Annotated in this window: 13 protein-coding genes; 5 read left to right on the top strand and 8 right to left on the bottom strand. The window is 69.6% G+C overall.

The window, feature by feature from the left end; genetic code table 11:
* Nucleotides 1–726: 726 nt before the first annotated feature.
* Together MFF61_RS05895 and MFF61_RS05890 are read left to right on the top strand one after the other, a co-directional pair.
* A complete protein-coding gene (locus tag MFF61_RS05895) occupies nucleotides 727–1,314 on the top strand; it encodes a recombinase family protein (protein WP_238234149.1) in 588 nt (195 codons plus the stop codon).
* Between the two features lie 4 nt (nucleotides 1,315–1,318).
* A complete protein-coding gene (locus MFF61_RS05890; RefSeq protein WP_238234148.1) occupies nucleotides 1,319–1,747 on the top strand; it encodes a hypothetical protein in 429 nt (142 codons plus the stop codon).
* A 123-nt stretch (nucleotides 1,748–1,870) separates the two neighbouring features.
* Here MFF61_RS05890 and MFF61_RS05885 read toward each other — a convergent pair whose 3' ends face one another.
* The 5 genes from MFF61_RS05885 to MFF61_RS05865 all read right to left on the bottom strand — a co-directional run bounded on the left by MFF61_RS05885 (nucleotide 1,871) and on the right by MFF61_RS05865 (nucleotide 7,451).
* Nucleotides 1,871–3,397 carry a PAS domain-containing protein gene (locus tag MFF61_RS05885; protein ID WP_238234147.1) on the bottom strand — a complete coding sequence of 509 codons (1,527 nt, stop codon included), beginning with the start codon at nucleotides 3,395–3,397 and terminating at the stop codon, nucleotides 1,871–1,873.
* Between the two features lie 266 nt (nucleotides 3,398–3,663).
* Nucleotides 3,664–5,412 (bottom strand): relaxase/mobilization nuclease domain-containing protein, encoded by a 1,749-nt coding sequence (locus MFF61_RS05880; protein WP_238234146.1) that lies wholly within the window; start codon nucleotides 5,410–5,412, stop codon nucleotides 3,664–3,666.
* Complete coding sequence (locus MFF61_RS05875) at nucleotides 5,409–5,756, bottom strand: type II toxin -antitoxin system TacA 1-like antitoxin (protein ID WP_238234145.1); 348 nt, start codon at nucleotides 5,754–5,756, stop codon at nucleotides 5,409–5,411. The genes MFF61_RS05880 and MFF61_RS05875 overlap by 4 nt, the downstream gene beginning before the upstream one ends.
* A 731-nt stretch (nucleotides 5,757–6,487) precedes the next feature.
* Nucleotides 6,488–6,652: a hypothetical protein gene (locus tag MFF61_RS05870; RefSeq protein ID WP_238234144.1), complete on the bottom strand. Its 165-nt coding sequence runs from the start codon at nucleotides 6,650–6,652 to the stop codon at nucleotides 6,488–6,490.
* 160 nt (nucleotides 6,653–6,812) lie between these two features.
* Nucleotides 6,813–7,451, bottom strand: a complete 639-nt coding sequence (locus tag MFF61_RS05865) for a nucleotide-binding protein (protein ID WP_238234143.1) — start codon at nucleotides 7,449–7,451, stop codon at nucleotides 6,813–6,815.
* A 336-nt stretch (nucleotides 7,452–7,787) separates the two neighbouring features.
* On the opposite strand from MFF61_RS05865, the gene MFF61_RS05860 reads away from it, so the two are divergent.
* Both MFF61_RS05860 and MFF61_RS05855 read left to right on the top strand, forming a co-directional pair.
* Nucleotides 7,788–8,111 carry a type II toxin-antitoxin system RelE/ParE family toxin gene (locus tag MFF61_RS05860; protein WP_238234142.1) on the top strand — a complete coding sequence of 108 codons (324 nt, stop codon included), beginning with the start codon at nucleotides 7,788–7,790 and terminating at the stop codon, nucleotides 8,109–8,111.
* Nucleotides 8,111–8,410, top strand: coding sequence for a helix-turn-helix domain-containing protein (locus tag MFF61_RS05855; protein WP_238234141.1), 300 nt, complete (start codon nucleotides 8,111–8,113; stop codon nucleotides 8,408–8,410). Before MFF61_RS05860 ends, MFF61_RS05855 begins: the two co-directional genes overlap by 1 nt.
* 221 nt (nucleotides 8,411–8,631) lie before the next feature.
* On the opposite strand, the gene MFF61_RS05850 is transcribed toward MFF61_RS05855, so the two are convergent.
* The 3 genes from MFF61_RS05850 to MFF61_RS05840 form a co-directional block, all read right to left on the bottom strand.
* Nucleotides 8,632–10,347, bottom strand: coding sequence for an AAA family ATPase (locus MFF61_RS05850; protein WP_238234140.1), 1,716 nt, complete (start codon nucleotides 10,345–10,347; stop codon nucleotides 8,632–8,634).
* Between the two features lie 10 nt (nucleotides 10,348–10,357).
* The gene (locus MFF61_RS05845; RefSeq protein ID WP_238234139.1) at nucleotides 10,358–10,810 is read right to left on the bottom strand and encodes a hypothetical protein; all 453 of its coding nucleotides are present in this window, start codon (nucleotides 10,808–10,810) and stop codon (nucleotides 10,358–10,360) included.
* Nucleotides 10,811–10,912: 102 nt separating this feature from the next.
* Nucleotides 10,913–11,788, bottom strand: coding sequence for a hypothetical protein (locus MFF61_RS05840; RefSeq protein WP_238234138.1), 876 nt, complete (start codon nucleotides 11,786–11,788; stop codon nucleotides 10,913–10,915).
* 912 nt (nucleotides 11,789–12,700) lie between these two features.
* On the opposite strand from MFF61_RS05840, the gene MFF61_RS05835 reads away from it, so the two are divergent.
* Nucleotides 12,701–13,168 (top strand): transposase (locus MFF61_RS05835; RefSeq protein ID WP_238234137.1); only part of this gene is annotated, 468 nt, incomplete at its 3' end.

Raw genomic sequence — 13,168 nt, 5'->3', positions numbered from 1 at the left:
GGAGGGCAGGGGCGCATCAGGCATGAGCGTCACGACAGCTACCGGTTGGCCGGGGCGAGGCGCGAGCGTGAGCGCCACGGGCGCCATCCCGCAGAGGAGGATGAAGCTCAGGGTCAATGCTGCAACCAGGTTTCGACTCACAGCCTACTCGAACGGTGTGCCAACGATCCTGCAACTCGGAGATGCAGCCGGATGTCTGTACCATATCTTAGATTAGGCCGAGGCAACCGGTGCAATAATCAGCCTTTAGAGATGTTAATATTTAGTTCAAATCTTCTGTTTTGAGATGGCCTAAGACAATCAGGCTAAGTCGCCGCCAATTGGATTGTCAAATTAGCGCGGCGCTCAAATTTCAATTCCGGCGCATGGAAACCATACTGGAAATAAGAGGTTCGGGAAAACGGTTGCAAGGCCCGGGAGCGACATGCCGGCCGAGCGCCTGACGGAGGCATGCCCATCCAAGGTGCTGCCGTGAGACACCGAGACCGGCGGCACTCACGATAGGCAGCCTCAGCAGAGCGTGAGGCCATCATCCAGACCCAGGCGAGACACACCATCTGCGCTCGGTCGCAGCCGGTATGTAAGAAAAACGACCATTTTCCTAACAACGCTGGGCGCGTCCTCCACTGACGCACTTGACGCGAGGGCGCGACGCGGCTGTGGATGTCAGGAAACTGTGGTAGGAAAACTACTGCTAGGAATACGCTCCTCCGCTACTATCCTGACATGCTCGTCGGATACGCCCGCGTCTCGACCCAGGACCAGAACCTCGACCTCCAGCGCGACGCCCTGACTAAGGCCGGCTGCGAGCGCCTCTTTGAGGAGAAGAAGTCCGGCAAGGCCGGCACCAAGCGCCCTGCGTTCGAGGCGGCCCTCGCTTTCCTGCGCCCCGAGGACGTGCTGGTGGTCTGGAAGCTCGACCGGCTCGGGCGCTCGCTGGTCGAGATGATGCGCACCATCGATGGCCTGCGTCGGCAAGATGTCCACTTCCGCTCGCTCACCGAGCAGTTCGACAGCGACACGGCCCATGGCCGCTTCGCCCTGCAGGTGCATGGCGCCATGGCCGAGTACTTCCTCGACCTCAACCGCGAACGCACCCTGGAGGGCCTGAAAGCCGCCCTGGCACGCGGTCGCAAGGGTGGCCGGCCCAAGGCCTTGTCCGAGGCGGATCTTGAGGTTGGGCGAGCGCTCCTGGCGGCGGGCAACATCTCGGTGGCCGAGATCGCCAAGCGGCTGGGGGTCAGCCGCTTCACCTTCTACAGCTACTTTCCGCAGGCGCGGGCGCGTAGCCAGGCGGCGGCGAGGAAGGGCTGAGGGGATGCCGATCCGACGCGAGCATCGCGGCTACTATCCGATCGACTGGCCCCAGCTCTCGGCGGTGGTCCGCTTCCGCCGCGCGGGCGGGCGCTGCGAGGGCTGCGGGCGACCGCACCTGCAGCGCGTCATCTGCCTCTCGGACGGAAGGTGGTGGGACGCGGAGGTCGGGACGTGGCGCAATGGCCGCGGACGAGTGCTGCGGCGCAGCCCGGCCGTCGACCTGCTGGCGGAGGTGCGCACGACGCGGGTGGTGCTGGCGGCGGCGCACCGCAACCACGACACGTCTGACAACGCGGACCAGAACCTCGCGGCGCTCTGCCAGCGCTGTCACATGCTGCACGACCGGCCAGAGCACCGGCGGCGGCGCTGGTTCACGCTGTTCCGCCGCAAGGCTATCGGCGACCTCTTCCGGGGGCCATATCCACCCTAGAGCACAGCTTGAACGCCAAATTGCCACGATATTGCAGTTCAGTATCTAAGGCTGATCCAGTGCATCGTCAGTCGAGACTCACAAATCTAAGCCAAACGAATTCTGCGACGCTCAGGCCATAACCTATTCACCCAGCCTTTCGATCGGCGCCGTGATGCGGATCGTCAGCCCCTCCGGCTGCCACTCGTACTTCAGCTCTCCGCCTAGCTGTGTGCCTACGCTCCGAGCCATCATCTGGCTGCCGAACCCGCGACGCTCCGGCGCTCCGGCCACCCGGGGGCCGCCCTGCTCCTGCCATAGAACCGCGAGGCTATCGCCTTCACGGCAGATCTGGATTGTCACGCGTCCACCAGCCGTGGACAGCGCACCGTACTTCACGGCGTTGGTGGCCTGCTCGTGCATGATCAGCGCGAGTGCCGTCGCCGCCCGCTCACCAACTGCGGTGTCGGCACCTGCGATCACGAACCGCTCGCGCCCCTCCTCGGCGTAGGGAGCCAGCAACGCGCGAAACAGACCCTGCACGGTCAGGCTCGCTTCGTGAGGAGGTGTCATCGCACTGTGCGGACGAACGTACTCGTGCGCCAGCGCCAGGGCCTGGAGGCGGCTCAGGAAGCTCTCGGCATACTCTTGAGCCGCCGGATGCCCCCGTGCCGTCAAGGTCGCCAGTGCGCCCACCACCGCAAAGATGTTCTTGATCCGGTGCGACAGCTCCCGGGTAAGAAGCTCGCGCGCCTCCTCATTCACCTTGCGCTGCGTGATGTCGCGATGCGCGCCGATCAGGCGCAGCGCACGGCCCTCCCCATCGCGCTCAATCCGTGCGGTCGCGGCGATCCAGCGAACCTCGCCGTCGCTCGGCCGGATGATGCGGTACTCGGCCTGGTAGCTGGTCTCGTGGCCCTGCACGGCCTCGATGAAGTGGCGCTCCGTCGCCTCGCGGTCGTCGGGGTGGATGCGGTTCACCCACGCCTCGTGGCTCTCGCAGGCCGCCTCGGGTGGCAGACCGTGGATGCGCAGGTACTGCGGCGAGCGCCGGTTCCTGAACCCGGCCCGGAGCTCGACTTCCAGACCACCCACACCTGCGATCTCGTGGATCTGCTCCAGTTCGGCTTCCCGGCGGGCCAGAACCTTCTGGAGGCGGCGGTGCTCCAGCTGCACCATGGCCTGCCGCGCGAGGGCCTGGAGAACCTCGGCCTGCTCGGCCGTGAGCCCATCCGGTCGCGGCCTGACATCCAGCACGCCGATCGTGCCCAGCGGCAAACCCTCCGGCGTCCTCAGCAAGGCTCCGGCATAGAAGCGCAGGCCCGGCTCGCCGGTCACGAGCGGATTGCAGGCGAAGCATGGGTCCTGAAGCGTGTCGGTCACGACGTACAGGCCGCGGTGCAAGATGGCGTACTTGCAGATCGAGACGTCGAGGGGCGTCTCGCGCACACCAAGCCCGACCTCGGCCTTGAAGAACTGGCGCGTATCGTCGACCAGGTTGACGACGGCGATCGGCGTCCGACAGACCTGCGCGGCGATCGTGCAGAGATCGTCGAGGGCTTGCTCGGGCGGGGTATCGAGGATCTCGTAGGCGCGCAGGGCGGCGAGCCGGTCAGCCTCCGACCAAGAGCGATCGGAGGCTGCCGGAGGATCGGCAGCGGCGTCGATCATCGGTCACCTCGTGACGAGCTGGGCAGCAGCCCGCTACTCTTACGGTAGCGGCTGAGCAGTCCGCAACGGAACAGGTTCAGCGCACGCGGTCGCCTCTGCACAGAGGCTTGGGGAAGCGCCGCTCACGCTGAGGCATTTACCCATGACGTCTCCCCACCCTCCTTCACTATCGTGCTGAATGGCGAAGAGCCTGCGGCGCGACGCGAACCGATCGATCCCTCGAGCGCCAGAAACCGCGCGCCCGGAAGGCATTCACGGAGGGGACTTTACGGGCGGCAGGGTGCTGGAGAACGGTAAGGCGGTTCGTCCGCTGAGCTCATCTGCCTCGCGTGCGGCGATCGCGGGTCGGCGCTCCACTGCTCGCGCCGGTCCTCGACCCGCGCCCGGCGCAGGCGATCGACGGCCGCCTCGATGGCCGTCCTGCCCTTCAGGGCGAGCTGCGGCCAGCGCTCCAGCACGATCTGCTGGTCGCGGAGCCGAGCGAGGTCCCAAAGGATGCCGCGCTCAGCCGGTGCCCGCTCGACCGCCTCGCGTTCGCGCAGCTTCTCGTAGGCAATCGCCTCCTGCCCGATCTGCTCGCGGACCTGACGCACGGCATCGGAGGCGGCCTTCCGCGCGTCACGGGCTCGCGCGAGCGCACCTGCCGCCGCCTGGATCTCGGCCTCGCCCTGCGTCATCCCGCCTGTCATGCGGGCAAGCGTGTCACGGAGCCGCGCTCCGATGCCGCGAGGCGCCAGCGCCGACTTTTGCGCGTGCCGCAGGGCGGTCTCTGCCGTACGTTCCGCGGCCGAGGCAGCATCAAGCCGCGCCTGAGCTTGGCGGCGCTCGGCGTGCCGGCACGGCGGCAGTGGACTCGCGCAGCGCAGCTCGGCGAGGGTCTCCTCCAGCGCCTCCCGCTCGCGTGCGATCCGGTCCGTCCAGATCTGCGCAGCGCCCCGGACGTCGTCCTCGGCAGCGGGCCAACTGGCGGATCCGGCTGGCGTCGTGTTCGTCGTCCGGTCGCCAGGACCGATCGGCGGCTCGCCGGTGTCAGCCGGCGTTTCCCTGTCACCAAGGGCCGCAGGCACCTGCGGCCGCGGAGAAGGGCTGCCGGCTGGTGCCACCTCGCTGCCCGCCTGCTGCTCCGGCTCCGCCGCGCGCATGGCGGTGCGGTCAGGGCTGGGCTCGCCGATGGGCGCCGTCATGCGCGCCACGACCTCAGCCCGGCTCCGGCCGACGAGCCGGTCCACCGCGCCGATCAGGTGACCGTCCTGGCGGATGAGCCAGACCCAGGGAGTGTCGCCCGGCACCAGATCGAGGCCGAGCTCCTCCAGCGCTGCCTTGAACCCGCTGCCTGTGTCGCTGCGCTCGTAGGCGGTCAGCACCTCCGCCCTGACCGTGGGGGCGGAGATGCCGACGCGCGCGAGGCGGGCGCGGGTGGCGCTGGTGAGGCCCGAGCGGGGCAGCGCGTCCGGCGCGGGCCGGATCGCCTCGACGGCCGCGGCCACGTCGTCGCGACCCATCGCGCGCAAGCGCCGGGCGACCGCGTCCGTGCGCCGGCTGGCCGTCAGCGGCTCGCCGAAATCCACTTCGAGGCTGGCCCGCACCGCCTCGAGGCGCGCGTGAAGGAAGGCCGTGTCCAGAGCCCGACCATCCGGGCCGACATGGCAGACGAGGATATGCCAGTGCGTGTCACCGCTCTCGCCCCGGGCGCGGGGCTTGCCCGCGTGCTCGACCAGGGCGTAGCCGTGCTGCTCGGCGCCGAGCGCGCGCCGGATGCGGGCGACGGCCTCGTCCCGCTGCTCGCCGCTCCACGGCCGTGCCGGGCTCAGGGTCAGGTGCAGGAAGGCCACCGTGGCTCGGGAGCCGTCCCGCAGCCGCGTGAAATCCTTGACCGCCGCGGCCAACGTCTGAGCGAGGCTGCCGCGCACCCGCACGAGGTGGACGCACTGGCCGCCCTCGGTCGACAGCAGGTGGGCGACCAGCGTCGTGGTGGCGCTCGCCGTGCGGCCGTGCGGGTGGCAGTTGATAATCACGGCCCGGCCTCGATCACGCGCGTGACGTCGTGGTGGATGTGCCGCAGGCGCTCGAGCAGCTCGGCCAGGGCCGCCGACAGCGCCGCATCCTCCGCCCGCGCGTCCGAGAGATCGCTGACCGCGTCGGACAGCTCGCCCATGAGCGCGGTCCAGCGCGCCAGGGCGAGATCGCGGAAGCGACCGCCGCCGGCAGCCTGCCTAGCCGCCTCCACGGCGGCGAGACGGGCGAAGGTCGACACGCCGATGTGCAGCTTGGCACTCGCCCGCTCGATCGTGTGCCGCTCCTGCGGGGTCAGGCGCAAGCTTGTCGTGTGGACGGCCTTGCGCGTGGACGAGGCGGACATGGGTCGGGCTCCCTGGCCCGGATCGGCGGTAGCACCACGGCAGTGCTGGCCCCTTCCGTCGATCCGGTATCGCCAGGAGCTTGGCGACGGGCCACGAAAATCCCAATGCGGGCAGGCACGCCTCCCGCGGATCGGCCGGATGGGATGCGGAGGCGGTCAAGAACGTCCTGACATCAGGACGCATTGGAGAGGCCGTCTTGCCCCCCGACATGGCGGGCATGAGCGCACACGGGCGGCACCTCTTCACTCTGGAAATCCGGCCCAGCCGAGACGTCGCGGGCGCGCATACCTGAGCGATCCGCGACCACGGCAAGCTGTACCGGCGATCAGACCGGCCGCATCGATCCGAGGCGCAAGCCCGGTCGGTAGCCGAGGCCGAACTCACGCCGCTGGTGGCGAGGCATGCGGCGCACGCTCTGCCTCTTCAGGGGCGGCGACCGCCTGATCTTTGAGCCGCTCGACCTTAAGCTTGGTCGGCTGAAGCCCCCTGAAGATGCCACGCAACCCACCGCTCGTCATGCCAGCGGGCTTCATGCCCGGATCGGACAGCTACAGGCCAAGGTCAGCCGGATCCTGGCACCTCGCCAGGATGCGCCGGCGAATTGCCCGAGAGCTGCCGAACTAGCAGCCTGCCCATGAGTTCCTAACGCTAAGTGCGCAGAAAACAAACGCCAGTGATCACTGCACACTAGCGTTAGACTTCCGCACACTCATGTTAGCGCATCGTCGTACTACACATCGTCGATGCCCTTGTTCAGGAAGTATCCTCGCTGCCGCAGCATCAGCAGCAGGCCCTCGCGGTAAAGCGACTGCGCCGAGACGCGGTCCCGGAACGCAATCTCGCGGATCAGGTCCAACGTCTCGGGACGGGCGTAGAGCGAGCGGTGCGCCTGCACCGGTCGCTCTTTGGCGGGCGCTGGAGCGGGCGGGATCGGACCCGGGGCCTCCGGGACATCGGCGTCCCGCAACTGCGCAGGTGCGCTACCAGGTGATCGCGCAGTCACATGATCAGGTGGTGCGACGGGGGTAATCGCCCCCTGAAGAGAAACCCTCGGCTTAGCCATGACTCTGCTCCAGATGCGTCTTGGTCCAGTCCCACAGAACCCGGATCTCGGCCGCGGCCTTGCCGCGCGGAGCGACCTCGGTCACGCCGAGACCCAGAGCTACGGCGTCTCGGAAATCCATGCGGTCGGCGACGGGCGGTGCCACGACGCCGCTCGTCCGAAGCGCGCCGATCGCATCCACTGTTCGGGCGTGAGCGGCTGGGCTGACACCATTGAGGATGAAGGCGAAGGGCCGCTCGTAAGCGAGCAGGCGTGAAACGGTTGGGGCGGCGGCTCGCAGATCGAAGGCCGAGGGCCTGACCGGGACCAGGCAAAGATCGGCGTGGGCGAGCGCCACATCGACTTCGGGCCCGAATGTGCCGGCGGTGTCCAAGATGACCAAGCTCACGCCCGGCACCTGCCGGGTCTGAGCGATCCAGCGGTCGAGGGCCGACGGAGCGACGGCGCGCAGGATGATGTCACGCCTGTCGCGGTCCGCTCGGATCTCGCCCCATCCGGCGAGCGACCGCTGCGGGTCGAGGTCGACGACGACCACGCGCTCCCCATCCTCCTGAGCCGCCACCGCCAGCGAGCTCGCCAGCGTGCTCTTACCGCTCCCGCCCTTTTGCGAAGCCAAGACCAAAACGCGCATGGACGTCACCACCGTGCTGCGACCGCACCGTCGGGCGACGGGCGCATCGTACGGGAGGCTAGTGAAATCCGTCGAGCGTCGCCAGTTTTTCACATAATCACATAGCTAGGCCATCGTATGGCTACGAGACTAGGTGCTTGGATGAGTGCGTGATCATGCGACTGTGGATCAGCATCGCCAAGCGTGCCGCTTCTATCCAATGAACTCAAACCATTGATAAATCGAGGAAATTCTCTATTGTGCAGGGTTGGAGCAGTCGATGGAGGGCCGCATGGGAGCACGAGGTTGGGGGGACAAACTCCTTGCATAATGCCTTTTTTGATATAGCCTCTGGTCATGCCCTGGCGTGTTGACGTCCTCAACGAGGCCGTCCTGGCCGAGCTGGATGCGTGGCCCGCGAAGGTCCGTGCTTCCCTGGACAAGATTGTTGAGCGGATTGAGACCCTGGGTCTGGACCGCTTGCATGAGCCGCATGTCAAACATCTTCAGGGCAAGCTCTGGGAGATGCGTCCGAGCGCGGGCGGTGATGACGGCCGGGCTATCTATGTGACGGTGTCCGGGAAGCGCGTGGTCATCGTGGCCGCCTTCATGAAGAAGACCAGGAAGACCCCCAAGCGGTGGTTGGAGCTGGCCGAAGAGAGAGCGAAAGGAGTGCTGTGATGGCTATTCCCTTCAAGACTGTCCGCGCGCGTTGGAACGCCGATCCGGAGTACCGGGCTGCGTATGCCGAAGTGTCGCCCGAGATGGAACTCGCCTTCGCCATGGCCGAGGTACGTCATCGCGCCAAGCTCTCTCAGGCCGAAGTCGCACGTCGCATGGGCACATCCCAGGCCATGGTCGCGCGCTGGGAGAAGGGCAAGGTCGCTCCGAGCACCACTTCACTGCGACGGTTCGCACAGGCCACTGGCGTATCCTTGCACATCCAACTCGGCACCGAGCGGATCGTAGAAGCCGCCTGACGCAGAAGCCTCGCCTCAGCGCGGCTTGTCAGCGACCGTTCTGGGTGGGGTCAATGATCCGAGCCGATCGACAGTGGCGCGTGATCGTGATCCGTCACGACGAGTGCTCTTCTCCCAAGGCAGGACGGGTTCTCCCCCGGCGAGCTGCAGCTCACCGGGCTGAGGAGCGAAAAGCCCTGCAAGGCAGCCCTGGCGCGGCGCCCGGATCGCCTCGCGTGCCGTCAGTGACGCGGCAGGCCCAGTTCGCGGGCAGCCACCACCGCCTCGACCAGGCGCGTCAGCCGCCGCAGCGAGCCGCCGCGCCAGCCCCGCCGTACCAGCAGCAGTTCCTCCCCGCTCAGAACCGGCATCCAGGCCGCGTCGAGCCCGCGGCTCGCCGCGACCCCGGCCAGGATCGGCGCGATCAGCGCCTCAAGATGATAGGGCTCGGGCGCCGGCATCTCGACCACCCGCAACCGGTCGAGAAGCGGACCTGGCAAGTTGTGCAGAGTATTGGCGGTCGCCAGCCACGAGACCCGGCTCAGATCGATCTCGGTCTGGAAGGCCGGATCGGGGTAGGCCCTGGCGGTCTCCGGCTCCAGCATCGGCAGCAGCGCGTGCCACAACTGTCCGTAATCTACCCGCGTCGCCGCCTTCTCGATCTCGTCGACCAGCATCAGCGGGTTGGCGATGCCGTGGCGCGCCATCGCCATCAGAGGATGGCACGGCTCCGCCGTTGCCCAGCGGCGGTCGAGCCCGCCGATGCTGGCCCCCGCGTCGCGCGTCCCGTCCACCCGCCACACACCAACGCCGAGGTGATGCGCGATCCGGCTGACCAACCGGCTCTTGCCGGCACCGGGCGGGCCGACCAGCACGCTCGGGCGCAGCACGGCGTGCGGGCGGCCGATCAGATCCGTCAGCAGACGGTCGATCGTCGCTGTCGCGTACGGGAACTCGACAGCCAGCGCCGCCCGGACCTGCGCTAGATCCGGGGTCCGGGCGAGCGGCAGCGGCTTGCCGATGATCGCCTCGTAGCCCTGGCTGACGCTCCGGCCCCGATCGCCGCCCGTCTGCTGGACCGAGGCCACGACCAGGAGGTGGCCCTCGGGCACCGCCGCGAGCGTGGAAGCGGGGGGAGTGCCTCCTCCTGAGCCGCTCGGGGCGGCACTCGCCTTGCGCCGCTCCCGGGCCTCGTGCCTCAGCCGCTCTTCGAGCAGCAGGCGCTTGCGCATCTCCCCGGCCCTGGCCTGCTCGTCGATCGCCCAGGTCAGACGCTGCCCGAAGTCGGGCAGCAACCGCAGGAGCAGCGCTCCGTGGACGAACGCATCTTCATGGCCGAAGCCGAGGGCCGACGCTGCCACGGCGGCGGCGCTCGCCTCGGCGCTCAGCCCCAGCAGCGCCGCCTCGAGCGCCTCGGTCCAGGCGTCGCGATGGGCGCAAAGGTCGGTCACACCGCCGTCGTCGGCCTCGGCCGCCTCGCTCGCGGCCGAGCGGTGGCCGAAGTCGAGGTCGGCCTGCGCCGCACCGAGCGCGGCCAGGCGATCCTTGAAGCCGGAGAGGATCTCGACCTCGGACCACAGCGGCAGGGCGAGCCGCGCCGCGGCGGCGCGGTCAGCGCCGTCGCAGGACAGCAGCGCGACGAGGTCGGCCAGGGCCCGCGCCGCGGGCAGGTCGCGCTCGACCGCGTGCATGTCGAGCGCCCGCATCAGCCCGGCGCGGGCGTGCGCGAGGGCGGGATCCTGCCACAGCCCGCCGGCCTCGCTCGCCGCCACGATCCAGGCCGCGGCGAGCGGCGCGGCGGCCGGGACCAGGGTGCCGATCTCGGTGGCGAGGCCCTCGCGCGCCGCGACCAGCCGCAGGGTGGGATCGAGGCAGGTGCGCAGGCGGCGCGGCAGGAGCGGCACGAGCAGGGCGCGGGCCGCCTCGCGGGTGACGCGCGGAGTGGAGGAGAACGCCATCGTGTCCTCCTCAGCGAGCGGGAGCCGGCGCGGCGGGGCGGCCGGGACCGGAGCGGCGGCGCCAGCCGTGGGCGAGGCGCAGGGCATCGAGGTCGGCCCGGCGCCGTGCCCGCCGGCCGTGCACGTGGGCGAGCAGGTCGGCGCAGGCCGGGTCGCCCAGCGCGGCGCAGAGCAGCACGGCGGTCATCGCCGGCTCCAGGTGCTCGGGGCGCGCCGCGGCGTGGGCGAGCGCCGTCAGGGCGGCGCGGACGGCCGCGGCCGGGTCGGCCTGGCAGGCCTCGGCCCAGCCCGGCAGCGGCAGGGGCGGCAGGGCCAGGAGGGCCGCGCGCAGGCGACGCTGGGCGGCCAGATCCAGTGCCCCGGGCGGCAGGCTGCGCCACCAGGTCAGCGGCGCCTCCGCAAGGCAGGCGGGAGCGGGCACGGCGGCCGCGTGCGGCCGGGAGGAGTCGAAGTCGGAGGTCATCAGACAGGCCTGGAGAGCGCGTCGGCGCACGGCACGCGACGGCGTCGATGGGGTGATCGGAAGGGCGGGAGGCCGGGCGCGCTGCGCCCGGCGAAAGGGCCGCTAGCAGCCGGGCAGGCGGTGAGACCCGTCGGCTCCGCCGGCGGTGACGTAGGCGGCCTCGACGAGGTCGGGCAGCACCGCCCGCAGGCGGGCAGCGAGCACCGCCGTCACCGTCGCGAGCGCGTCCGCGACCGGCACCCCGAACAGCGTGTCGAGGTCGGCTCCCGCCACCGTGAGGTCCTCCGAGAAGCCGGCGCGCCCGTACACGTCGATCAGCACCGCCCGCGCGCTGCTGACCTGAAAGCCGAGGCTCGCCGCGAAGCTGCGCCCCTGCAACTGGGCCGCCCGCAGGATCCACTCGACCTGGTCGATCTTGCGTCGTTCGCTCTTGCCACTGCCGCGCTTGATCTCGGCGATGATGGCGCGCCGCTCCTTGGTGTCGATCGCCACCAGATCGAGGAAGACGGTCTGGGCCACGCTCCCCGCCAGCGCGATCGACCTGCCGCGCAGAAGGTCGGGCGTGCTGTCGCGCAACAGCTCCTGGGTGGGCTCGGTGATCGGCATGGCCAGGTTGCGCAGCACGAGGTAGCGGCCGCTGCGCTCGAGAGCCTCGGCGGCGGCGGTCTCGAGCAAGAGCCCGTGGCGCTTGACGATCGAGGCCAGGACCGAGGCGAACTGCGACAGGCCCGGCCCGAGCAGGGGATCGGGGATGAAGATCGCGTCGAGGGCGCCGTCGACGGCGGCCTCCGTCGCGGCGAGGAGCTCGGGCGAGCAGGCGGAGCACAAGATGGAGTCGGCGGGCGCCACGCCCTTCATCGCACCCCGGCCGAGCGGCACCGGGATGGGCGCGGTGGAGGGAGCACTGGAGGTGGGCTGGGCGGCGCGCAGCCGGCGCTGTCCGCCGCGAGCGGCGGGATGGGCGAGAACGTTGGTCATCGAGGGTGGTCCGTCCAGAGGACGCGCGCCCGCATCCCCCCGGCGTCGGGTGGTGCAGCGGGCAGGGCCGAGCCGAGCTGATCGGCGGCCGGCATGGTCGCGTCGGTTGCAGGAAAGCGAGGCGGGCGCGGCGTCGGTCGGGACGCGCGGGTCGGCCTCAGCGGCTCATGCGGGTGGGGTGGACGGGCGACCGGTCCGGCGCGGCGTTGGCGCCGAGGAAGAAGGACGGTTTCGCGCGCGGCACGCGGCCGCTAAACAGGCTCTCAGCCATGGTCGGTATCTCCACAGGATACAGGTCGTGGTCAGGCCAGCGCCGGTGCTGCTAACACCGGTGCCGGCCGCCTCTGCTAAAGACGGCGCGGCACGCGCAATTGGACTGCCACGCTCGAACCTGGCCTGGTCCCTCCCGCTTGGGAAGGGGACCGGCAGGCCTCCCGCGCGCCAATCGCCAGCATGGTTAACGCGCCGGCCTCCAGGGCCACGCCCGCCGACAGGAGTGGGAGTGAGGAGCCGTTGTCCACATCCGGCCGCCACAGCGCAGTTGACGGCCAGCGCACCGCAGGCAATGGTCAAGGTACTGACGACGCGCAGCACCTTCTCCCCCGGTTCGGGGGGTGAACCCACAGCGAGACGGCACGAGGCTCTCCAGCCCCAAGCCAGATCGAACTCGGAGCGTCGACGGGCTCAGCCCGGAGAGCACGAGGTGGCAACCCCGCTTCAGCGGATCGAGACGGCCCCCCGCATCTGCGGAGGTCGTGTCCCTGGAGGTGGTGTAGCTCGACGGGAGCGAGAGAGCCCGCCTGCGCGCCCATACCAGCGCTGAAGCAGGCGGGCTCTCTCGCGGGGTGGTCATCGGCGGTTGCCGGGTAGGGTCGGGTTGCGAGCACCAACCTCGAACCCGAGAGACCTCCGATGACCGACGAGATGATGAGCCTGCGCGGGCTGCTGGAGAAGAGCGCCGATGCCGACCTGCTGCGCGAGATGATCGGCTTTGCGGCCGAGCGGCTGATGGAGCTGGAGGTGGGCGGCCTGACCGGGGCGGCCCATGGCGAGAAGAGCGCCGAGCGGCTGGTCCAGCGCAACGGCTATCGTGACCGGGACTGGCAGACGCGGGCCGGCACGGTGGAGCTGCGCATCCCCAAGCTGCGCAAGGGCTCGTACTTCCCGAGCTTCCTGGAGCCGCGCCGCTTAGCCGAGAAGGCACTCACGGCGGTGATCCAGGAGGCCTACATCCAGGGCATCTCGACCCGCTCAGTCGATGACCTTGTCCAAGCCATGGGCGGCACGGGCGTGTCGAAGAGCCAGGTCAGCCGGCTCTGCCAGGAGATCGACGAGCGCGTGGGCGCGTTCCTCGACCGCCCCATCGAGGGGGAGTGGCCC

The sequence above is a fragment of the Methylobacterium isbiliense genome (assembly GCF_022179325.1).
GTDB classification, from domain to species: domain Bacteria; phylum Pseudomonadota; class Alphaproteobacteria; order Rhizobiales; family Beijerinckiaceae; genus Methylobacterium; species Methylobacterium isbiliense.
The sequence above is the reverse complement of the archived record's forward strand: the minus strand, read 5'-3'. Positions and strand labels throughout refer to the sequence as shown.